The following is a 21,494-nucleotide window of genomic DNA, read 5'->3' as shown; positions in this document are numbered from 1 at the left end:
CCCCCGGATCCGTCCGGGGTCTTTCAGTCAGCAGCCGCTGCAACCCCAGGGAGCGCTGTGTCTCGCCGCCTGTTCACCTCGGAGTCCGTCACCGAGGGCCACCCCGACAAGATCGCTGACCAGATCAGCGACACCATCCTTGACGCGCTCCTCCGCGAGGACCCGGCCTCCCGGGTCGCGGTGGAGACGCTCATCACCACCGGCCAGGTGCACGTGGCCGGCGAGGTGACCACCAAGGCGTACGCGCCGATCGCCCAGCTCGTCCGGGACAAGATCCTGGAAATCGGTTACGACAGCTCCAAGAAGGGCTTCGACGGCGCCTCCTGCGGCGTGTCGGTCTCGATCGGTGCCCAGTCGCCCGACATCGCCCAGGGCGTCGACACCGCGTACGAGGCCCGGGTCGAGGGTGCCACCCAGCGGGACGACGCAGACGACCTGGACAAGCAGGGTGCCGGCGACCAGGGCCTGATGTTCGGCTACGCGTCCGACGAGACGCCCGAGCTGATGCCGCTGCCGATCACCCTGGCCCACCGCCTCTCGCGCCGCCTCACCGAGGTCCGCAAGAACGGCACCATCCCGTACCTGCGCCCCGACGGCAAGACCCAGGTCACCATCGAGTACGACGGCGACAAGGCCGTCCGCCTGGACACCGTGGTCGTCTCCACCCAGCACGCCAGTGACATCGACCTGGAGTCGCTGCTGACCCCGGACGTCCGCGAGTTCGTCGTGGAGCCGGAGCTGAAGGCGCTGGCCGACCAGGGCATCAAGCTCGTCACCGAGGGCTACCGCCTGCTGGTCAACCCGACCGGCCGCTTCGAGATCGGCGGCCCGATGGGCGACGCCGGCCTCACCGGCCGCAAGATCATCATCGACACCTACGGCGGCATGGCCCGCCACGGCGGCGGCGCCTTCTCCGGCAAGGACCCGTCCAAGGTGGACCGCTCGGCCGCGTACGCGATGCGCTGGGTGGCGAAGAACATCGTCGCCGCCGGCCTCGCCCGCCGCGCCGAGGTGCAGGTCGCGTACGCGATCGGCAAGGCCGAGCCGGTCGGCCTGTTCGTGGAGACCTTCGGCACCGAGACCGTGCCGGTCCTCACCATCCAGAAGGCCGTCAGCGACGTCTTCGACCTGCGTCCGGCCGCGATCATCCGCGACCTGGACCTGCTGCGCCCGATCTACTCGCAGACCGCCGCGTACGGCCACTTCGGCCGTGAGCTGCCGGACTTCACCTGGGAGCGGACCGACCGCGTGGAGCAGCTGAAGAAGGCCGTCGAGGCCTGATCGGCGGATCCGATCGGTTGATCTGATCGTTAAACGGCAGGTGGTGGCCGCCCGGCGCTCCGGGCGGCCACCACCTGCCGTTTTGTCGGTGGGACCTGGTACTACTTGGGGCGATGAGCAGCAGCACGCAGGGCAGTGACGAGGGCGGGGCGCCGGAGCAGCTGGCGTTCATCCGGGAGACGGTCCGCCGGGCCAAGCCGCGCACCTGGCGCGGTGCCAAGCGGGCCGAGCACCTGCCGGTGGCCCGGGTGGTCGTCGACAAGGGCGTGCTCACCATCGACAAGTTCTTCGACTACGAGGTGCCCGCAGCGATGGCCGAGGACGCCCGGCCCGGCGTACGGGTCCGGGTGCGCTTCGGCGCGCGGGTGGTCAAGGGCCAGCGCGAGGGCGGGGAACTGCACGACGGCTTCATCGTCGCCCGGCTGGAGAAGAGCGACTTCCCCGGACCGCTCGCCCCGCTCGCCCAGGTCCTCTCTCCCGAGCCGGTGCTCACCCCGCAGCTGCTGCGGCTGTGCCGCACCGTCGCCGACCGGTACGCGGGCACCCTGGCCGACGTCCTGCAGCTGGCGGTGCCGCCCCGGCACGCCAAGGCGGAGGCCGAACCCTCGCCGTCGCCCCGCCCGCGCCCGGCCGCGCCCGCGCCCGGCGGCTGGTCACGCTACCCGGCCGGCCCGGACTTCCTCGCCTCGCTGGCCGGCGGCGGCGCGCCCCGGGCGGTCTGGACGGCGCTGCCCGGCCCCGGCTGGCCGTACGAGATCGCCCGCGCCGTCGCCGCCACCCTGGCGGGCGGGCGCGGCGCCCTGGTGGTGCTGCCGGACGGCCGTTCGGTGGCCCGGGTCGACCGGGCGCTGAGCGAGCTGCTCGGCGAGGGCCTGCACACCGTGCTGGCCGCCGACCTCGGCCCGCGCGAGCGCTACCGGCGGTGGCTGCAGGTCAGCCGCGGCTCGGTGCACGCCGCCGTCGGCACCCGGGCGGCGATGTTCGCGCCGGTGCACGACCTCGGTCTGGTGGTGGTCTGGTCCGACGGCGACTCCAGCCACAGCGACCCGCGCAACCCGCATCCGCACGTGCGGGAGGTCGCCCTGCTGCGCGCCGCCGAGGAGGGTGCCGCCGTCCTGCTCGGCGGGCACGCCGTCACCGTGGAGGGCGCCCAGCTGGTGCGCACCGGGTGGGCACGGTCGCTCACCGCCGACCGGGAGACGGTGCGCCGCACCGCGCCGCGGGTGCGCACCGTCACCGACCTGGACCAGCACCGGGACGCCGCCGCGCAGGCCGCCCGGCTGCCCTCGGTCGCCTGGGAGACGGCCCGCGAGGGGCTGGCGGCCGGAGGGCCGGTGCTCATCCAGGTGCCCCGGCGCGGCTACGTCCCCCGGCTGGCCTGCGGGCGCTGCCGCACCCCCGCCCGCTGCCGGCGCTGCGAGGGCCCGCTGGAGGCGGCCGGGGCGGACGCGCCGCTGCGCTGCCAGTGGTGCGGCGAGGAGGAGCGGGACTGGCACTGCCCGGAGTGCGGCTCGTTCCGGCTGCGGGCGCAGGTGATCGGGGCCCGCCGGACGGCCGAGGAGCTGGGCAAGGCGTTCCCGCGCGTCCCGGTGCGCACCTCCGGGCGGGACGCGGTGCTGCCGACCGTGCCGGACGAGCCCGCGCTGGTGATCTCCACGCCCGGCGCCGAGCCGGTCGTCGAGGGCGGCGGCGGGTACGCGGCGGCGCTGCTGCTGGACGGCTGGGCCCTGCTGAGCCGGCCCGACCTGCGGGCCGGGGAGGAGACGCTGCGGCTCTGGCTGGCCGCCGCCGCGCTGGTGCGGCCGGCCACCGAGGGCGGGACGGTGGTGGTGGTCGCCGAGCCGACGGCGCGGCCGGTGCAGGCGCTGGTGCGCTGGGACCCGCTCGGGCACGCCGGGCTGGAGCTGGACGAGCGGTCCCAGCTGCACTTCCCTCCGGTCGCGCGGATGGCCTCGGTGACCGGCAGCCCGGCGGCGGTGGAGGACCTGCTGAACCTGGTCCGGCTGCCGACGGAGGCGGACGTGCTCGGGCCGGTGCCGGTGGCGGCGCTGCGGGGGGAGGAGCAGGAGCGCGCGCTGCTGCGGGTGCCGCCCGGGCAGGGGGCGGCGCTGGCGGCGGCGCTGAAGGCGGCGCAGATCGCGCGGATCGCGCTGCGGACGCCGGAGGCGGTCAAGGTGCGGATCGATCCGACGGACATCGGCTGACGGGCGTCGGGCGTCGGGTGGCGGGGCCGAGTCCTGGCCCGGGGGACGGGGTTCGGCGGGTGGCGGACCGGACGTCGGGTGAGGGGCGCGGGGTCCGTGCCCGCGGTCCTCACCCGGCGTCCGGGGGCGTCAGCCGCGCAGCGGGACGCCGGGGCGGTCCAGCGCGGGGCGGTCGATGGGGCCGCGGTCGATCGTGCCGCGGTCGAGGCTGGTGCGGTCGAGACCGCCCTGGCGGGCGGCCGGGACGGTCGCGGCCAGTCCGGTGGGCGAGGGGGAGCGGTCGCGCTCCGGCGGGTGGACCGGGGCGTGGGCGGCCGCCGGGGCGTGGGCCGGCGCGTGGGCGGCCGCCGGGGTGTGGCCGGCCGGGTGGCCGGGCAGTTCCTCGGAGCGGTCCGGCCGGCCCTGGCCCGGCACGGCGCCGCCCGCCGCCAGCAGTTCACTGGTCGGCCGGCGCATCCCGTAGCGCCGGTGCACCGCCTGCTTGGTGACCCCGAGGGCCGAGCCCACCGAGTCCCAGGAGAAGCCCAGCGCGCGGTCGAACTCGACGGCCGCCGCCACCAGCGTCTCCACGCTCTCCCGCAGTTCCTGCGCCAGGCGCACCGTCGGCGCCGGGGCCCGCCCGTACACCACGAAGCCCGCCGAGGTGCTCGGGCGGCGCGGCCGGTAGACGTTGCCCAACTGGGCGGTGAGCGTCCGCAGGGCGTCGACCTGTCGCCTCACCCGCTCGATGTCCCGCACCAGCAGGTGCAGGCTCGCCCGCGCCCGGGCGTCGTGGTTGATCTGCTCGGCCATGGCCTACGTGCCACCTTCCGTACGGTTCGGCTCGGCCGGAGCGCCCTTCCCGCGCGCTCCGGCCACGGTCAATCCCACTTGACCAACGCCGGACCGCCCGCCGGGGTCACGCAGCCGGGGCGAGCGGGATGTGCCGGATCCCGCTCGGGGCGGATTGCATAGACTGGCCGACGGCCGTGTGCACGCCGCTCGGCCCGCCCGCTGCCAGCAGCCCGCACCGCACCCGAACCCCGCACCCGAACCCCGCACCCGGACCCCGCTCCGGACCTCGACGGACAGGAGCCCGCATCCGTGGCGATCCAGCCGATCCGCATCTTCGGAGACCCCGTCCTGCGCGCCACCGCCCGGCCCGTCACCACCTTCGACAAGGAGCTCCGCACCCTTGTCAAGGACCTCACCGACACCATGCTCGACGCCCCCGGCGCCGGCCTGGCCGCGCCCCAACTCGGCATCTCCCTGCGGGTGTTCACCTATCACGTGGACGGCGTCACCGGGCACCTGATCAATCCCGACCTGTCGCTCAGCGAGGAGGAGCAGGAGGGCCCCGAGGGCTGCCTCTCGCTGCCCGGCCTGCGCTACGACACCCGGCGCGCGCACGGCGTCGTCGCCAGGGGCTTCAACATGTACGGCGACCCGGTGACCATCGAGGGCACCCAGCTGCTCGCCCGCTGCATACAGCACGAGACCGACCACCTCGACGGCATCATCTTCATCGACCGCCTGGACACCGAGCAGCGCAAGGCCGCGCTCAAGGCGATCCGTGAGGCGGAGTGGGGCTCCGGCCCCGCGCCGGTGGTCAAGGTCTCCCCGCACGTCACCTTCGGCGCGGCGCGCTGACGCCCGCCGCTTCGAACCACGTCAACTCCGCACTGCAGAAAGGCACTTGATGCGCCTCGTATTCGCCGGTACCCCCGAGGTCGCCGTTCCCGCCCTGGACGCCCTGCTCGCCTCCGACCGGCACGAGGTCGTCGCGGTGGTCACCCGCCCCGACGCCCCCGCGGGCCGCGGCCGCAAGCTCGTCGCCAGCCCGGTCGCCCAGCGCGCCGAGGAGGCCGGGATCGAGGTCCTCAAGCCGGCGAAGCCGAGCGACCCGGACTTCGTCGCCCGGCTCACCGAGCTCGCCCCCGACTGCTGCCCGGTCGTCGCCTACGGCGCCCTGCTGCGCCCCGGCACCCTGGAGATCCCCGCGCACGGCTGGGTCAACCTGCACTTCTCGCTGCTCCCCGCCTGGCGCGGCGCCGCCCCCGTCCAGCACGCGGTGCTGGCCGGCGACGAGGTCACCGGCGCGTCCACCTTCCTGATCGAGCAGGGCCTGGACTCCGGGCCGGTCTTCGGCGTGCTCACCGAGGAGGTCCGCCCCGCCGACACCAGCGGCGAGCTGCTGGAGCGGCTCGCCCACTCCGGCGCCCGGCTGCTCGCCGCCACCATGGACGGCATCGCCGACGGCACCCTGCACGCCGTCCCGCAGCCGGCCGAGGGCGTCACCCTCGCCCCCAAGATCACCGTCGAGGACGCCCGGATCGACTGGACCGCGCCCGCGCTGCGGGTGGACCGGGTGGTGCGCGGCTGCGCCCCCGCCCCCGGCGCCTGGACGGAGTTCCGCGGCGAGCGGCTCAAGGTCACCGGCCCGGTGCGGCTGCTGCCGGACGCCGCGGACCTCGCACCGGGCGAGCTGGCCGTCGGCAAGAACAGCGTCCGGGTCGGCACCGGCAGTCACGAGGTCGAGCTCGGCGAGGTCCGCCCGCAGGGCAAGAAGGCCATGAGGGCGGCCGACTGGGCGCGCGGCGCGCGCATCGAGTCCGGCGAGCGGTTCGGCGCGGGCGGCTGAGTCCGGCTTTCCGCGTTACTGTTCGAGAGATCCCGTCATAACCCCCGCAGCACTTTGAGGCACATCCCATGAGCACGACCGGCAGTACCAACGGCACCTCCGGCGCGTCCGCCGGCAAGCGCGCCCCGCGCCCGCACCGGCGCCCGAAGAAGGACCCGGCGCGCATCGTCGCCTTCCGCGCCCTGCGTGCCGTCGACGAGCGCGACGCGTACGCCAACCTCATCCTCCCCTCGCTGCTCCGCGAGGCCGAGCAGAAGGGCATGGAGCGGCGCGACGCGGCCCTCGCCACCGAGCTGGTCTACGGCACCCTCCGGCTCCAGGGCACCTACGACGCGATCATCGCCGCGTGCATCGACCGCCCGCTGAGCAAGGTCGACCCGCCGGTGCTCGACGTGCTCTCGCTCGGCGCCCACCAGCTGCTCACCACCCGCATCCCCAGCCACGCGGCCGTCTCGGCCACCGTCGAGCTGGCCCGCGTGGTGCTCGGCGACGGCAAGGCCAAGTTCGTCAACGCCGTGCTGCGCCGGATCAGCGCCCACGACATGGACGCCTGGATCGAGCGGGTCGCCCCGCCCTACGACCAGGACGCCGAGGACCACCTCGCCGTCGTGCACTCCCACCCGCGCTGGGTGGTCGCCGCGCTGTGGGACTCGCTCGGCCGCTGGCAGCCGGACGCCTCCGGGCGCGGCGCCGTGGAGGAGCTGCTGCGCGCCGACAACGAGCGCCCCGAGGTCACCCTGGTGGCCCGCCCCGGCCGGGCCACCGTCGGCGAACTGGCCGACGTGCTGCCCGAGGCCGAGCCGGGCCGCTGGTCCCCGTACGCGCTGCGGCTCGCCGAGGGCGGCGACCCGGGCTCGCTCACGGCGGTGCGGGAGAACCGGGCCGGCGTCCAGGACGAGGGCAGCCAGCTGGTCGCCCTCGCGCTCGCCGCCGCGCCGCTGGACGGCCCGGACCGGCTCTGGCTGGACGGCTGCGCAGGCCCCGGCGGCAAGGCCGCGCTGCTCGGCGCGCTGGCCGCCGAGCGCGGCGCGGCGCTGGTCGCCAGCGAGAAGCAGCCGCACCGGGCCCGGCTGGTCGCCCGGGCGCTGGAAGGCAACCCCGGCCCGTACACCGTGATCGCCGCCGACGGCACCCACCCGGCCTGGCGCTCCGGCGGCTTCGACCGGGTCCTGGTCGACGTCCCGTGTTCCGGTCTCGGCGCCCTGCGCCGGCGCCCCGAGGCCCGCTGGCGCCGGCGGCCGCAGGACGTCGCCGCGTTCGGCCCGCTCCAGCGCGACCTGCTGCGCTCGGCCGTCGAGGCCACCCGGATCGGCGGCGTGGTCGGCTACGCCACCTGCTCCCCGCACCTCGCGGAGACCCGCGCGGTGGTGGACGACGTGCTGCGCACCGAGGGCGCCCGGCTCGAGTGGATCGACGCCCGGCCGCTGCTCCCCGGCGTCCCGGCGCTCGGCGACGGCCCGGACGTCCAGCTCTGGCCGCACCTGCACGGCACGGACGCGATGTACCTGGCGCTGCTGCGCCGTACGGCGTAGCGGTCGCGGTTCGGCGGCGCACCGGGACCGGGCGTCCCGGTGCGCCGCCGTGCTGTCGCGCCGCCGTGGCCTCGTCCACTCCGCCGACGCGCGCGCTTCGCGCACAGCCGCCGGTCCGACGTGACCCGCGGGAGGGGGACCGGAGGCCCGTGGTGCGCCGGCGTGCGGTTGTGGGGACGCCGGTGGGGACGCCGGTGGGGCCGGCGGGTGGCGGTCGGCTCAGCGGGCGCTCAGGGCGGGGACCGGGAGGGGCGGGAGCGGTCGGGTCGGGCCGGTGTGGGAGGCGACGACGCCGCGGACCAGGTCGCGCAGCCAGCGGTGGCCGGCGTCCTGGTCGTTGCGCGGGTGCCAGGCCATGCTGAGCACCACCTCGGGGAGGTCGACCGGCAGCGGGAAGGTGGTCAGGCCGAGGGCCTCGGCCGCCGGAGTGCCGAGGCGGGCCGGGGCGAGGCCGACGAGCTCGGTGTCGCGGAGCAGGAAGAGCGCCGCCGGGTAGCTCGGTACGCTGGCCACCACACGTCGGGAGAGTCCGAGTTGGGCGAGGCGCTGGTCGAGCTGGCCGGGGCCGCGGCCGTGCCGGGAGACCGTGACGTGGTCGGCGGCGGCGAACTCCTCGGCGGTCGGGGGCGCGCCGTGGGTCAGCGGGTGTCCGGCGCGGGCGATGCCCACCAGACGGGTGGTGGTGAGGGGTTCGGTGCGGGTCTCGGGGTCGAGGTGGTCGGTGACGCCCACCTCCAGGTCGATCACGCCGTCGCGCATCGCGCTGGTGCCCTCCAGGTCGTCGCCGAGGAAGCGCAGCGTCACGGCGGGCGCCTGGGCGCGGACGGTCGCCAGCAGGGCCGCGCCGATCGTGGTCAGCAGGACGTCGCCGGTCTGCAGGGTGAAGCGCCGGTTGAGCCCGGCGGGTTCGGCGGCGGCGGGCGGTATCAGCAGCGCCTGGCCCCGGCTGACCAGGGCGCGGACCTCGGAGCGCAGTTCCACCGCGCGCGGCGTCGGCACCAGCCCGCGGCCGGCCCGGACCAGGAGCGGATCGCCGAGCACCCGGCGCAGCCGCCCGAGCGTGCGGCTCATCGCCGGGGCCGAGGTGTGCAGGCGTTCGGCGGCACCCGTCACGCTGCCCTCCTCCAGCAGGGCGTCCAGGGCGACGAGCAGATTGAGATCGAGGTCCGGCATGGGGTTCTCCGCTGATGGTCGGTCGGCTGGGTGGGGGTGTGGGGGCAGGGATGACCGGAGGTGGAAAGTGTGCTGACCCGGGTTCCGCAGGAGCGCATGGCGACTCGGCATCTAGCGTCGATCGCCACAACTCCCCTTGGGAGTAAAGGATCTGACGTGATGATTGACAATGACATGTTGGTGGATGCCTGCCAAGGAGGCCGTGTGCCGACCTTCCGTGCGAACCACGGCGTACGCCGGACGGCGTGCCCAGGTGGTACAGACCAGTGGGTTCGCGCCGGTGCGCGCCCCGTTCGGCCGGTCGTGCCGTGCGGGCTTCGGGGAGGAGCGGGGCGGTGACCTTCTCCTCGTACGAGCAGTGGCGGCCGGCACTCGCGCCCCGGCGGCAGGTGGACTGCGTGTGGACGCGGAGCAACGCCGGTGGGCCGTCGTACGGCCAGCTCATCGTGCCGGACGGGTGCGTGGACCTGGTGTGGTCGGACGCGGGGCTGGAAGTGGCCGGCCCGGACCATGCGCCCCGCAGCGCCCCGGTGCGGGGCGGCGCGGAGCTGGCGGGGGTGCGCTTCCGTCCCGGTGCGGCGAGCCTGTTGCTGGGCGCCGTGCCGGTGCGCGAGCTGTCCGATCGCCAGGTGCCGTTTGCCGAGGTGGCCGGCGCGGCGGTGGCGGAGCGGCTCGGGGAGCGGCTGGCCCGGGCGCGCGGGCCGCGGGAGGCCGCGGCGGAGCTGGACGGCTTCGCGGCCGCGCTGGTGCCGGGGTGGGCGCCGGACCCGGTGGTCGAGCGCGCGGTGGCCGCGCTGGGGCGCGTGCAGGGGGCGCAGCTGCCGGCGCTTGCGGCGGAACTCGGGCTTTCGGAGCGGCAGTTGCGCCGTCGGGTGACCGACGCGGTGGGCTACGGGCCGAAGACCCTGCACGCCGTGCTGCGCTTCCAGCGGGCGCTGGCCTGGGCGCGCTCGGAGGCCGGGCCCGAGGGCGGGGCACAGGCCGGTCCGCGGGGCGTTCCGCGGACCGGTTCGCGGGGCGGGGAGGGCGGCCGCGCGGGGGCCGGGCTGGCGGAGCTGGCGGTGCGGGCCGGGTACGCCGACCAGGCGCACCTCACGAGGGAGGTGCGCCGGTGGGCGGGGGTTCCGCCGACGGTGCTGTTGGGCCGGGCGGTCCGGCCGGGGGCCCCGGGTCAGGCCCCCGACGCGTTGTCGTAGGCGCGGAGGGTGATCAGCGCCTGCACGGTGACGCCGGGGCGGGCCTCGGACTCGGTGGTCGCCGACCAGCGGGCCCAGTTGATCGGCCAGCCGCCGTCCGGCTGCTGGGCGGCGACGAGGTGGTCGAGACTGCGGGCCAGCTCCTCGTCGGTGAACCAGCCGCGGGCCAGGCTGTCGGGTGTGCGGGCGTAGTCGTGCGGCAGGGGGTGCTCGCCCGGTGCGTAGCCCGGGGCGGTGCGCGCCTCCTCGGGCCTGGCCGGGTCGAGCAGCACGATCCGCTGCTCGCGGACGAGCGCGCCCAGCCGGGCGGCCGAGCTCCGGGCCCAGGCGGTCTCCGGGGCGGAGCCGAGCGAGTGCAGCGCGTCGAGGAAGCGCAGCGCGGCGCCGACCTCGTACGGGTGGGTCGCGCCGAGCTCGTCGACGGCGGTGCGGCAGAACGCGGTGGCGGCGGTGAGCCACGGGTGCTCGATGCCCTGGCGCAGCAGCGGGGCGACGATCTGCCCGGTGGCGAGCAGTGCGCCGACCGGCTTCGCACCGTCCTCGGGCACCGGCAGGAACGGCGGTCGCGGGTAGGGGCGCAGGCTCGGCAGGACCACGGGCACACCCCCGTCGGGTGCGGCGACCTGGGCCAGCCAGTCGCAGACGGGCCAGGCGCGGGCCTCGTCCAGGGCCCCGGCCTCCTCCATGGCGAGCAGTGCGGTGGGGACGGCGATGGGCTGGGGGACGGGGCCGCGGACGTCCGGTTCGATGCCGAAGGCGAAGCCGTCGTCGGCGCAGCGGTGGGCGACCAGGGCGGCGAGGACACCGGCGGGATCGGGCTCGGTGCCGAACAGGTGGGCGAAGCGGCGTTGTTCGAGGACGCGCCCGGAGGTCCAGAGGAAGCGGGCGGCGTCGTCGAGCATGGTGGCCGTGAGGCGTGTGGTGCGGGTCATGGCTCGACCGTAGGCGGGGCGGGGGCGGCGGTCTTGAACGATTCGGACACGACCGGGGCGGCGCCGTGGGCCGGGAGCCGACGCCAATGGGCCTGCAGCGGGCGGTAGTCGGTCACCGTGATGCCGTGCTCGGCGAGCAGTTCGCGGGTGCGCGGGGCGAGCAGGAAGGCGTGGTCGGCACGCCGCACCCGCCGGCCGCCGTCGCCCGGGCGGGTGACCGGCGTGGCGAGGCTCGGGTGGACGGCCCATTCGGTCAGGCCCGGCGGGAGTGCGGCGAGCAGCCGGGCGTAGTGGGCGGACCGGTCGTCGAGCGGGACGGCGAAGCTGTCCAGGAAGGGGTGGTCGACCACCGGCAGCCCGCGGGCGCGCAGCCGCTCCAGAGCGGGGGCGAGCCAGATCCGCACGGCCAGCCCGTACTCGGCGCCGAGCGTGAGCGCGAGGTCGAGGAGGTCGGGGCGGCCGGCGTCGGCCAGGCAGTGGAAGTCGAGGTGGGTCGGGTGCAGCCCCCGGCCGGTGGCGGCCTCGATCTGGGCGCGGAACTCCCGTTCCACCTCGCCCGCCTCGGCCCGGGCGAGCAGCCGGGCCCGGCCCTCGGGGGTGGCGGGGAACAGCCGCCCGGCGGGGTCGAGCAGCGAGGGGACGGCGGCGGCCGGGGCGAGCGGGCCCCAGCGGAACGCGGGCTCGTCGGTGTCGCACACCAGGGTGAGGTGGATCCCGAACGGCAGCCCGGGCCGCTCGCGCAGCAGGCGCAGCGCGTGCGCGGATCCCGGGCAGCCGGTCATCAGGCTGCAGGAGGCGGCGACGCCGTGGTCGATCGCGTCGATCACGGCGAGGTTGACGTCCTCGTCGAGACCGAAGTCGTCGCAGTTGAGGAGCAGCAGGCGGGTGCCCGGCGGGTGGCCGAGCAGCTCGGTGGCGAGGGGGGTCGGCTGGGTCACGTCCGCAGTCTGCCGGGGCCGGCGGGGTGGCGCAGCCCGTTTCTCCGGGGCGGCGGGACGGGGGCCGGGTCCCTCGGGCTCGCGGGCCCGTCAGGCTCCTCAGACCTCGCGGGCTCCTCAGGCCTCGCGGGCGGCGCGCCGCTGGCGCTTGCCGAGCGGGGCCTGGGAGAGGTCCTCGGCCTGGGAGCGCAGGTTCTTGTAGCCGTAGCCGCGTTCGTCGAGCCAGGCGCGGGCGGAGCGCTCGGCGCGTTCGGTGGCGTCGAGGATGTCCTCCTCGGCCTCGCCGGTGTCCTGGTAGCGGAAGGTGAAGACGGCGCGGGCGTCGAGGTCGTACGCGAGGTGGCCCTCGGGGGTGAAGGCCGCGAAGAGGACGTCATGGTCGGCGGCGCGGGACCGCAGTTCGGCGTGCTGCTCGGCGGTGAGGCCGTCGAAGACGCCGCGGACGGTGATGCGGAAGGTGCGCGTGGTCATCCGGCGAGCGTATGCCGTGCGACGGCGGGCGGGCGACGGGTTTTCGGGGGAGGGGACAGCGCCGCCGTCCGACTACCGCTCGCCTCCGGGGCCGATCGGCTCGGCCGGACGCGCCGTTCGGACGCAGCTGTGGGGGAGTGGCGGGAATCCGTTGAACCCCCGCGTGGTGTAGGCGGTGGCGTAGGCGCCGCAGGAGAGGATCCACACCGGGTCGCCCGAGGCGGCGTCCCGGGGGACGGGTGTGCCGGCGCCCTCGTCGGCGAAGGCGTCGTCGCTGTCGCAGGTGGGGCCGGCGATCACGGCGGGCACGGTCGGGGCTCCGGCGTGGGTGGGGAACTCCAGCCGGTAGCGCAGCTCGTCCATCTCGTACAGGCCGTTGAACTTGCCACAGCTCAGGAAGAGCCAGAACGACCTTTCCCCGTCGAGTTGCTGACGCTCCGTCAGGCGAAAGACGTGGGCCCGGATCGCACCGTGGTCGGCGACCAGGTGGCGGCCCGGCTCCAGCAGGAACTCCAGTGGTCCGGCGGAGACCTCGCGCAGCCGCTGCATGCCCTCCCGGAGCACCGTGAACATCTTGTCGAGCGGGGGGTGCAGCGCGATTCCGTACCGGTCCAGGGCGCCGAGCGCGGGCAGGCCGCCGCCGAGGTTGACGTGGTCCAGCAGGATGCCGCGCCGGTTGGCCTCCTCGATCACCGTGGCGAGCGTCTCCAGCGCCTGCTGCCAGGCCTCGGAGGTGAGTTGCTGGGAGCCGACGTGCACCGACAGGCCGGCCGGGGCCAGTCCGGCGTCCCGGGCCGCGGCCAGCACCCCGACGGCGTCCTCGGGCGAGCAGCCGAACTTGCGGCTCAGCCCCCACAGGGCGCCCTCGCCGGTGGTGGCGATCCGGCAGAACACCCGGGCGCCGGGCGCGTGTTCGGCGAGCGCGGCGACATCGGCCAGACTGTCGGTGGCGTAGTCGCGCACACCGAGCGCGTAGGCCTCGGCGATCTGGCGGTCGGACTTGACGGTGTTGCCGTAGTGGATCCGCTCGACCGGGACGCCGGTGCGCAGCGCCTGGGCGATCTCCTGCGGTCCGGCCGCGTCGAAACCCGCGCCCCGGGCGGCCAGGCAGGCGAGCACCTCGTCGACGGGGCAGGCCTTCATCGCGAACCGCACGCCGATGCCGGGCAGTTCGCTCAGCAGGGCGTCGTACTGGGCCTCGATGCCGTCGAGGTCGAAGATGATCCGGTCGTCCTCGGCGGCGGCGAGGGCGGTGCGCAGGCGTCCGTAGTCAGGCATCGTCGGCGCTCCGGCCGGCGGTGGACGGGGCGGACGCGGTGAGCGGGGTGGCGAGCAGGGGCTCGTCGTCGCTGGAGCGGGGGCGCTGCGAAGCGGTCCGGAGCGGGTACCCGTCGGGCTTCGGCATCACATCACTCCAAGGTCGGGTCGAGACGTCGGAAGGTCGGTATCTCGGAACGTCGGCGGCCGTGTGCCGTGCGCCGTGGTCCGTGCGGAGGGGCGGGGCCGCAGGGGGAGTGGTGGTCTCGTCCGACAGGGAGTGCCGCTGCCTGTTCCGGCTTCGTCGAGCGGCGTTCTCCTTAAGGTGGACTAGACCAACTTCCGGTGTCAAACCCTTGTCGGGGCGGTCTCGGTCGACGCGCCGCCGGTCGCTGGACGACCGGCCCTGACCTGCGTCGGAACCCGGAGCGGGGGCGGTCCGGACCGGCCCGGAGGTCGTCCGAACGGGAGGCGGCAGCTCCTCTTCAGGCAGTCGCCGCTGCCTGAAGAGGCAGTCGGGCGGCCGCGGCGCGGATTGGCGCGAGCCCGGCCCATGGTGGGGTCAACCCCCCTGTGGAGGGGCGGGGTTACCACATGGTTCGCACACGCCGACCCGCCTACCTTCGTAGTCGTCCGCCGGAACGGCCGGCGGGCGGGACGAGCGCAAGGCCCGGTGGGCGAGGGGGACTTCGGCCCGGGGCGGATGGGGAGTGCGTGATGAGGGCAGCGACGGGGCGTACCGGACGGACGGTACGGCTGGTGGCGGCGGGCGTGCTGGGAGCGGTGCTGGTCGGCACGCTGGCGCCGGCCGCCGGCGCCGCGGGGGCGTCCGGCTCGGTGGTCACCGTGGCGGCGCCGGGCGCCGCGAAGCCGGTGGGTCCGGCTTTCGCCGCGGTCCAGGACGAGTTGAGCGCGGTGGTGAACGGCGGGGAGGCGACCTGGGACCTGGCCCGGGTGGTGGACCACGGCCGGACGGTGTGGCGGGGCACCTCCGGGGTCGCCGACCTGGACGACCGGCGGCCGGTCGACCCGGACGGCCGGTTCCGGATCGGCAGCCTGACCAAGACGTTCACCGCCACCGTGGTTCTCCAGCTGGTCGGTGAGGGCCGGGTCCGGCTCGACGACCCGGTGTCCGCCCACCTGCCCGGGGTGGTGCCGGGCGGCGAACGGATCACCGTGCGCCAACTGCTCAACCACACCAGCGGGCTGTACAACTACACCGACGACCAGCGGTTCGTGCCCCGGACCGCGGAAGGCGTCGAGGCGTGGGTCGCCACCGGCCGCTGGCGCACCTGGACGGCGGAGGAGATCGTCGCCGGCGCCGTGTCCCACCCGCCGTACTTCGCGCCCGGCGCGTCCTGGCACTACTCCAACACCAACTACCTGCTCGCCGGCATGATCATCCGGAAGGTCACCGGGAACGACTGGAACCAGGAGGTGGAGCGGCGCATCATCCGGCCGCTCGGCCTGCGCCAGACCTCGATGCCGACCACCTCGCCGCTGATCACCGGCTCGCACGCGCACCTCTACACCCAGCTGCCCGACGGCCCGGTCGACACCACGCTGATCAACCCGTCCGCGGGCGGCGCCGCCGGGGCCGGCGTCTCCAGCGCCGCCGACCTCGCCCGCTTCCACGCCGCGCTGTTCGGCGGGCGGCTGCTGCGCCCGGCGGAGCTGGCCGAGCTGAAGACCACCGTCGACACCCGCACGCCCGGCTACCGGTACGGCCTCGGGGTGGGGAGCGTGGACCTGGGCTGCGGCGTGGTCTGGGGCCATGCCGGCTCGATCTACCGCAACATCTCGTACCTGCTCGGCACCGAGGACGGCGGGCGGCAGGCCGTCGTCGCCGCCGGCCAGTACGGCTACCGGGACGCCGACGACGTGTTCGGCGGACTGTCGAAGGCCGCCGCCTGCGCGGCGCTCGGCTCCGGGGCGGGCGCCGGGTCCTGAGGCGCGGCCGGCACCGGCGACGTGCTCCCCCTCGGAGCCGAGGGGGAGCACGTCGCGGCGGACTCAGAGCGCGACGGTCCTCAGGTACGAGCCGTCGCCGCGGATCCCGGCGAGCAGCAGCGCGTGCCCGCCCGGGGCGACCGCCGCCGCCGAGACGCCGTCCAGGCCGAATCCGGTGAGCGTCTCGCCCGGCAGGTTGGCGTCCGTCGCGGTGTCGTAGGCGAGCACGGCGGCCTGCGGCGTCCAGCTGTCCTTGAGCAGGTAGAGCCGCCCGCCGTCCGGGCTCACCGCCACGTAGTGGAGGTCGACCGGCGCGTTCGCGAAGGTGAAGACCGGCCGCGCGACATCGGTGACGGTGTTCACGGCGTACCCGGTACCGGCCGAGGCCTGCGCGCCCAGCGCGTACAGCCGCAGGCCGTCCGGCGAGGCGGCCAGCTCGGTGGCGGCGCCGAGCCGTTCGACCGCGCGCAGGGCGGTCGGCACCGGGGTGGTGGTGTCGAGGTGCTCGACGCCGAGGTCGGTGGCGACGTACGCCGCGGCGCCGCCCGCCTGCAGCGCGAGCCCGTTCACGCCGTAGCCGCGCAGCGGCAGCGCGCCGGCGAACGCGCTCCGGCCGGTGTCGAACACCAGGACCCGGCCGGGCCGCACGCCCTGTCCGTCGCCGGCCGGGCCGTTCTGGCCGGTGTAGACCTTCGAGCCGTCCGGGCTCACCGCCAGCCCGGTGAGCGCGCCCGCGGCCCAGCCGTCCGGCCGCGCCTGGTCGGGGGCCGGGGTGCGGGAGAGCACGGTTCCGGTGGCCGTGTCGACCGTCACCAGCCGGTCCGTGACGACCACGTAGAGCCGTCGGCCGTCCTGGCTCACCACGGGCTTCCCGGCGGCTCCGTCCTCGGCCAGTGGCAGTTCGGCGACGACCGCGCCGCTGCGCAGGTCCACCGTGCGCAGCACGACCGGGGTCCGGCTGCCGGACCGGTCGGCCGCCACGACGTACGCCTTCGTCCCCTCCGGGCTGACGGCCAGGCCGAGCGCCCGCCAGCCGACGGCGGTGCCGGTGACGCTGCTTCCGGCGGTGCTGCCGGAGGCTCCCGGTGCCGGGTCGGCGGCGGCTGCCCCGGCCCCGGCCCCGGTCAGCAGGAGCGCCGCTGCCAGCGCTCCCGTCCAACGGACCTTCCACACACGCGAATTCATGATTCCCCACTCTATGGTCTAGACCTCACGTCGTGGTGCGGGGGCAACGCTAGAGCACTCGGAGGGCCGTGCCGCGTCGGTTTTTGGACCTTGTGCGCGCGGGGTGCCGGTCGGCCGTCGGGCGCACGTCCGAAGGCCGCGGGACGCTCGCCGGGCGCTCGTCGGCCGCTCGCCGGGCATGCGCGCCCATTGTTCCCGGATCGGCCATAGGTCTGCTCTATGGGGTCATAGATCGACACCGCCTACAGTGGCAAGGTCCGACCGGGTTGGGTGGGAGTGGGTCACCCTCGCCCGTCCACCCCGACCGGACCGGGCACCGTCCCGTTCCGTTCCGGCACGCTCCGGCACTGTTCCGCTCTTTTTCGTTCGTTTACGTTCGGAGGATCGCCCCGCCATGACCCGCCCGATCCGCGTCGCGATCGTCGGCGCCGGCCCCGCCGGCATCTACGCCGCCGATGCCCTGCTGAAGTCCGACGCCGCCCAGCAGCCCGGGGTCTCCATCGACCTCTTCGAGCGGATGCCCGCGCCGTTCGGACTGATCCGGTACGGCGTGGCGCCCGACCACCCGCGGATCAAGGGGATCATCACCGCGCTGAACCAGGTGCTGGACAAGCCACAGATACGTTTGTTCGGCAACGTCGACTACCCCTCCGACGTCACGCTGGACGACCTGCACCGCTTCTACGACGCCGTGGTCTTCTCCACCGGCGCGATGGCCGACCGCGCGCTCGACATCCCCGGTGTCGGACTCGACGGCTCCTACGGCGCCGCCGACTTCGTCTCCTGGTACGACGGCCACCCGGACGTGCCGCGCACCTGGCCGCTGGAGGCCGAGAAGGTCGCCGTGCTCGGCGCCGGCAACGTCGCCCTGGACGTCGCCCGCATCCTCGCCAAGACCGCCGACGAGCTGCTGCCCACCGAGATCCCGCCGAACGTCCACGAGGGCCTGAAGCGCAACCGGGCCCTGGAGGTGCACGTCTTCGGCCGCCGCGGCCCGGCCCAGGCCAAGTTCAGCCCGATGGAGCTGCGCGAGCTCGACCACTCGCCGAACATCGAGGTCATCGTCAACCCCGAGGACATCGACTACGACGACGGCTCGATCGCCGAGCGGCGCGGCGCCAAGCACGTCGACATGGTCGCCTCGACCATCGAGAACTGGGCCATCCGCGACGTCGGCGACCGCCCGCACCGGCTCTACCTGCACTTCTTCGAGTCCCCGGTGGAGGTGCTGGGCGAGGACGGCCAGGTGGTCGGGCTGCGCACCGAGCGCACGGAGCTCGACGGCACCGGCAATGTGCGCGGCACCGGAAGGTTCACCGACTGGGACGTGCAGTCCGTCTACCGGGCGATCGGCTACTACTCCGACGAGCTGCCCAAGCTGCCGTTCGACCCGGTCTCCGGCACCGTCCCGAACGCGGCCGGCCGGGTGCTCGCCGCCGACGGCTCGCACCAGGACGCCGTGTACGTGACCGGCTGGATCAAGCGCGGTCCGGTCGGCCTCATCGGCCACACCAAGGGCGACGCCAACGAGACCGTCGCCTGCCTGCTCGCCGACCACACCGAGGGCCGTCTGCCCGGCGCCGCCGAGCCCGAGCCGGAGGCGGTCGTCGGGTACCTGCGGGAGCGCGGCGTGCGGTACACCACCTGGCAGGGCTGGCACGAGCTGGACGCCGCCGAGCGCGCCCTGGGCGCGGCCGAGGGGCGCGAGCGGGTCAAGGTCGTGGAGCGGGAGGACATGCTCCGGCACAGCGGGGCGTGACCGACCCCGTAGCCGGCGGCGGTGGCCGGTCCCGGCGCTTCGGTACCGGCCACCGCACCCGTGCGAGGCGCCGCGTCACACCTCGGTGGGCGGCGGGGCGAGGACGACCGGCCACGCGTCGTCGCCCGCCAGCACGTCCTCCAGCGCGAGCCCCGGGCCGGCGCTGAACACGGCGGTCGCGGTGGCGGCCCGGGCGTACAGTCCCGGGTCGACCACCGCGTCCGCGTGCAGCACCAACGCCGCCTCGGGCGTGGCGGGCGAGCGCTCCGGGAAGGCGTCCGGGTCGGCGCCGATCTGCCGGAGCGTGAACGGGTACGCCGCCACGGCGACGGTCAGCCGGTCGCCGTCGAGCGAGTGCTCCGCCCAGCCGTCGGTGGGGAGCAGGAAGAACGCGCCGTCCCCCTCGTAGCCGTACCAGCCCAGTTTGGCGACGGCCTGCTCCCCGGGCGGGCCGTCCGGGTCGACGAGCAGCGCCACCACGGGCGCCTCCGGGTCGTCGGGGTTGATGCCGCTGCGTACGTAGAGCCGGGCCACGGGCGACCTCCGGTCGGGGGCGGGCGGACGGGACGACCACGCTACCGGGCGGCTACGCGCGGCCGCGGCGAGGGTGGTTGTCCGGAGCATCGGTTGGCATGAACGCGACCCTAGCGGTCCGGTGTCGCGTCGGACAGGAGAAGCGCGCGCTCCGGATCGGGTGCCCCGGCCGCCTCGTGGCGGCTTCCCCCGCCGCGTTCCGGGCGGAGGCGGCGCCGGAGGTGGCGGGTGAGGTGCCGGGCGAGGGCGAGGCCGGCGAGGAGGGCCGCCAGCGCGCAGACGCCCGGCCAGCCGGCCAGCGCGTGGGCGCGCAGACCGAGCCAGGAGCCGACGCTGCCGCCGAGGTAACCGAAGGTCATGTAGGCCGTGTTGAGCCGGCTGCGGGACTCGTCGCCCAGGTCGTAGACGCGGGTCTTGTTGGCGACCATGCCGGACTGCATCGCGACGTCCAGCAGCAGCGTCCCGGCCACCAGGACGACCAGGCCCACCGCACCGCCCCCGCCCCCGGCGACCAGGACGGCGGTCGCGGCGAGGGTGCCGAGCAAGGAGGCCAGGTTCACCGGGTCGGCGCCCCGGCGGTCCACCGCGCGTCCGGCGAACGGGGTGCAGAGCATCGTCGCCGCGCCGACCAGCGCGACCAGTCCCACCGCGGAGGCGCCCAGCCCGTACGCCGGGCCGGTGAGCAGCAGCGGCAGGCACGTCCAGACGGCGGAGAAGCCGGCGAAGACGGTGGCCTGGTAGAGACCGGAGCGGCGCAGTTCCGGTTCGGTGCGCAGCAGCCGCAGCGGCGCGGCCAGCAGCGCCCGGTAGGGGTCACGGCCGGGCGGCGCGGCGGCGGTGACGGCCGGCAGCGCGCGGGTCAGCACGGCCGCGAGCAGCAGCGTCAGCGCCCCCGCCACCAGGTACGGTGCGCGCCAGCCCAGCCACTCGCCGAGCGTGCCGCTGAAGGTGCGGGCCAGCAGCATGCCGCCGGTCGAGCCGCTCAGCAGCGTGCCCAGCACCGCTCCGCGCCGGTCGGCGGCCACCAGCCCGGCCGCCATCGGCGATATCACCTGGGCGGCGACCGTGGTGACGCCGATCGTGAAGCTCACCGCGACCAGCACCGGGAGCGTCGGTGCCGCGCCGGCCGCGAACAGTTCGAGGCCGGTGAGCGCGAGCAGGGTGACCAGCAGCTGACGGTTGGGGAGCCGGTCACCGAGCGGCACCAGCAGGAATATCCCGACGGTGTAGCCGATCTGAGTGACCGTCACCACCGAGGCGGCGGCGCCCTTGGAGGTGCCCAGGCCGGCGGCGATCAGCGGGGTGATCGCCTGGGCGAAGTAGATGGTGCCCACCCCGACGGCGCAGGCGAGGGAGAGCAGCAGGAGGAGTCGGCGGGTCATGCGAGGAGGTTGGCGCGGCGCGGGGCCGGCGACAATCGATGTAGCGTGGCACTTCATGGTCGTCACCTTCGAGTTGGGCGTCGAGGATCTCGCGGACACCCGCTTCGCCCTGTCGCCGCTGCAGGAGACCGTGCTCAGTCTGCGCGTGCTGCGCGAGCCCGGCCTGTCGGCCCTGCACCTGCCGTGGCGGCGCGCCGCGCTCCGGGCGATCGGCGAACTCGACTCGTTCGACGGCGGGTTGCTGGTCTCGCTGGTCGCCGAGCGGCGGACCGTGCCGGACTTCCTCACCCCGCGTCCGCCGGTCTTCGCGCCCGCCTTCGAGGAGGAGCTGGCCGCCGTCCGCCGCACCACCCCCGAGGTGGTCCGCCGCGACCTGGTGCACACCCACCTGCCGGACCCGCCGCCGGAGCCGCTGCGCACCGCCCTCGGCGGCGATGCCGAGGTGTGCGGGCTGCGCGACCGGATCTGCGAACTCCTGCAGCGGTACTGGGAGATCGCCGTGCGGCCGGAGTGGCCGAGGATGCGGCTGCTGCTGGAGGCCGACATGACGTACCGCGCCCGCCGGCTCGCGGTCGGCGGGGCCCGCCTGCTCTTCGCCGACATGCACCCGTTCCTGCGCTGGCACCGCGGCGTCCTGCACATCACCGACATGCTCAGCCACCACCACGTCGCCGCCCGCGGACGCGGTCTGCTGCTCGTCCCGTCCGTGTTCGCCCACAAGCCGGCGCCACCGCTCAGCGCGGACGGCGCGCCCGCGCTCGCGTACCCCTGCCGCGGCGTGGCGACCCTCTGGCCCGGGCCGCCGCCCGCCGTCGACGGGCCCGCGTCCGCGCACGCGTTCGCCGTGCTGGCGCCGCTGGTCGGGGCGGCCAAGGCCCGGCTGCTCACCATGCTGGACGAGCCGCTGGCCACCGTCGAACTCGCCCGCCGGCTGCGGGTGACGCCCAGCGCCGTCTCCCAGCACCTGCGGGTGCTGCACGCTGCGGCCCTGGTCGCCCGGGTCCGTGACGGCCGCCAGGTGCTCTACCGGCGGACCGCGCTCGGCGACCGACTGGCGGGCGGCGCGGGCTGACGGGGCTG

The 21,494-nt window shown here is 75.4% G+C and carries 19 protein-coding genes; 9 read left to right on the top strand and 10 right to left on the bottom strand.

Going from position 1 to position 21,494, the window contains the following annotated elements:
* The first annotated feature begins 57 nt into the window (after nucleotides 1-57).
* Together metK and ACFU9E_RS20170 are read left to right on the top strand one after the other, a co-directional pair.
* Nucleotides 58-1,281, top strand: coding sequence for a methionine adenosyltransferase (metK, locus tag ACFU9E_RS20175; RefSeq protein ID WP_380689803.1), 1,224 nt, complete (start codon nucleotides 58-60; stop codon nucleotides 1,279-1,281).
* Nucleotides 1,282-1,394: 113 nt separating this feature from the next.
* A complete protein-coding gene (locus ACFU9E_RS20170; protein WP_380690059.1) occupies nucleotides 1,395-3,485 on the top strand; it encodes a primosomal protein N' in 2,091 nt (696 codons plus the stop codon).
* 129 nt (nucleotides 3,486-3,614) lie between these two features.
* Here the strand turns inward: ACFU9E_RS20170 and ACFU9E_RS20165 are convergent, their stop codons facing one another.
* Nucleotides 3,615-4,277, bottom strand: coding sequence for a hypothetical protein (locus ACFU9E_RS20165; RefSeq protein WP_380687716.1), 663 nt, complete (start codon nucleotides 4,275-4,277; stop codon nucleotides 3,615-3,617).
* A gap of 291 nt (nucleotides 4,278-4,568) precedes the next feature.
* Here ACFU9E_RS20165 and def point away from each other — a divergent pair, with 291 nt between their 5' ends.
* From def to ACFU9E_RS20150, 3 genes are all read left to right on the top strand, one after another.
* Nucleotides 4,569-5,114 (top strand): peptide deformylase, encoded by a 546-nt coding sequence (def, locus tag ACFU9E_RS20160; RefSeq protein ID WP_380687718.1) that lies wholly within the window; start codon nucleotides 4,569-4,571, stop codon nucleotides 5,112-5,114.
* A gap of 49 nt (nucleotides 5,115-5,163) precedes the next feature.
* Complete coding sequence (gene fmt / locus ACFU9E_RS20155; RefSeq protein ID WP_380687720.1) at nucleotides 5,164-6,105, top strand: methionyl-tRNA formyltransferase; 942 nt, start codon at nucleotides 5,164-5,166, stop codon at nucleotides 6,103-6,105.
* 68 nt (nucleotides 6,106-6,173) lie between these two features.
* Complete coding sequence (locus ACFU9E_RS20150) at nucleotides 6,174-7,637, top strand: RsmB/NOP family class I SAM-dependent RNA methyltransferase (RefSeq protein WP_380687722.1); 1,464 nt, start codon at nucleotides 6,174-6,176, stop codon at nucleotides 7,635-7,637.
* Nucleotides 7,638-7,856: 219 nt separating this feature from the next.
* On the opposite strand, the gene ACFU9E_RS20145 is transcribed toward ACFU9E_RS20150, so the two are convergent.
* Nucleotides 7,857-8,810 (bottom strand): LysR family transcriptional regulator, encoded by a 954-nt coding sequence (locus ACFU9E_RS20145; RefSeq protein WP_380687724.1) that lies wholly within the window; start codon nucleotides 8,808-8,810, stop codon nucleotides 7,857-7,859.
* A 335-nt stretch (nucleotides 8,811-9,145) separates the two neighbouring features.
* Between ACFU9E_RS20145 and ACFU9E_RS20140 the strand changes: the two genes are divergently transcribed.
* A complete protein-coding gene (locus ACFU9E_RS20140; RefSeq protein ID WP_380687726.1) occupies nucleotides 9,146-10,006 on the top strand; it encodes a DUF6597 domain-containing transcriptional factor in 861 nt (286 codons plus the stop codon).
* Here ACFU9E_RS20140 and ACFU9E_RS20135 read toward each other — a convergent pair.
* From ACFU9E_RS20135 to ACFU9E_RS20115, 5 genes are all read right to left on the bottom strand, one after another.
* Nucleotides 9,982-10,938, bottom strand: coding sequence for a hypothetical protein (locus tag ACFU9E_RS20135; protein ID WP_380715218.1), 957 nt, complete (start codon nucleotides 10,936-10,938; stop codon nucleotides 9,982-9,984). The two genes, ACFU9E_RS20140 and ACFU9E_RS20135, sit on opposite strands and share 25 nt — an antisense overlap.
* The gene (locus ACFU9E_RS20130; protein WP_380688270.1) at nucleotides 10,935-11,876 is read right to left on the bottom strand and encodes a polysaccharide deacetylase family protein; all 942 of its coding nucleotides are present in this window, start codon (nucleotides 11,874-11,876) and stop codon (nucleotides 10,935-10,937) included. The genes ACFU9E_RS20135 and ACFU9E_RS20130 overlap by 4 nt, the downstream gene beginning before the upstream one ends.
* Before the next feature lie 117 nt (nucleotides 11,877-11,993).
* Nucleotides 11,994-12,347, bottom strand: coding sequence for a DUF6204 family protein (locus tag ACFU9E_RS20125; protein ID WP_380688268.1), 354 nt, complete (start codon nucleotides 12,345-12,347; stop codon nucleotides 11,994-11,996).
* A 72-nt stretch (nucleotides 12,348-12,419) separates the two neighbouring features.
* Nucleotides 12,420-13,625 (bottom strand): type III PLP-dependent enzyme, encoded by a 1,206-nt coding sequence (locus ACFU9E_RS20120; protein ID WP_380688266.1) that lies wholly within the window; start codon nucleotides 13,623-13,625, stop codon nucleotides 12,420-12,422.
* Nucleotides 13,618-13,752 (bottom strand): hypothetical protein, encoded by a 135-nt coding sequence (locus ACFU9E_RS20115; RefSeq protein WP_380688264.1) that lies wholly within the window; start codon nucleotides 13,750-13,752, stop codon nucleotides 13,618-13,620. Before ACFU9E_RS20115 ends, ACFU9E_RS20120 begins: the two co-directional genes overlap by 8 nt.
* 569 nt (nucleotides 13,753-14,321) lie before the next feature.
* Here ACFU9E_RS20115 and ACFU9E_RS20110 point away from each other — a divergent pair.
* The gene (locus ACFU9E_RS20110; RefSeq protein ID WP_380688262.1) at nucleotides 14,322-15,554 is read left to right on the top strand and encodes a serine hydrolase domain-containing protein; all 1,233 of its coding nucleotides are present in this window, start codon (nucleotides 14,322-14,324) and stop codon (nucleotides 15,552-15,554) included.
* A 63-nt stretch (nucleotides 15,555-15,617) separates the two neighbouring features.
* On the opposite strand, the gene ACFU9E_RS20105 is transcribed toward ACFU9E_RS20110, so the two are convergent.
* Nucleotides 15,618-16,739 (bottom strand): hypothetical protein, encoded by a 1,122-nt coding sequence (locus ACFU9E_RS20105; protein WP_380682443.1) that lies wholly within the window; start codon nucleotides 16,737-16,739, stop codon nucleotides 15,618-15,620.
* Between the two features lie 394 nt (nucleotides 16,740-17,133).
* On the opposite strand from ACFU9E_RS20105, the gene ACFU9E_RS20100 reads away from it, so the two are divergent.
* Nucleotides 17,134-18,498 carry an FAD-dependent oxidoreductase gene (locus tag ACFU9E_RS20100; RefSeq protein ID WP_380682444.1) on the top strand — a complete coding sequence of 455 codons (1,365 nt, stop codon included), beginning with the start codon at nucleotides 17,134-17,136 and terminating at the stop codon, nucleotides 18,496-18,498.
* 75 nt (nucleotides 18,499-18,573) lie between these two features.
* Here ACFU9E_RS20100 and ACFU9E_RS20095 read toward each other — a convergent pair whose 3' ends face one another.
* Together ACFU9E_RS20095 and ACFU9E_RS20090 are read right to left on the bottom strand one after the other, a co-directional pair.
* Complete coding sequence (locus ACFU9E_RS20095) at nucleotides 18,574-19,032, bottom strand: hypothetical protein (protein ID WP_380682445.1); 459 nt, start codon at nucleotides 19,030-19,032, stop codon at nucleotides 18,574-18,576.
* Nucleotides 19,033-19,142: 110 nt separating this feature from the next.
* Entirely contained in the window at nucleotides 19,143-20,414 is a 1,272-nt protein-coding gene (locus ACFU9E_RS20090; protein ID WP_380682446.1) for an MFS transporter, read from the bottom strand.
* Nucleotides 20,415-20,469: 55 nt separating this feature from the next.
* Here ACFU9E_RS20090 and ACFU9E_RS20085 point away from each other — a divergent pair, with 55 nt between their 5' ends.
* Nucleotides 20,470-21,486 carry a helix-turn-helix domain-containing protein gene (locus ACFU9E_RS20085; RefSeq protein WP_380682447.1) on the top strand — a complete coding sequence of 339 codons (1,017 nt, stop codon included), beginning with the start codon at nucleotides 20,470-20,472 and terminating at the stop codon, nucleotides 21,484-21,486.
* The last annotated feature ends 8 nt before the right edge of the window (nucleotides 21,487-21,494 follow it).

The organism is Kitasatospora sp. NPDC057595 (genome assembly GCF_042800875.1).
GTDB lineage: Bacteria > Actinomycetota > Actinomycetes > Streptomycetales > Streptomycetaceae > Kitasatospora.
This window is presented reverse-complemented; position numbering and strand designations above follow the sequence as displayed.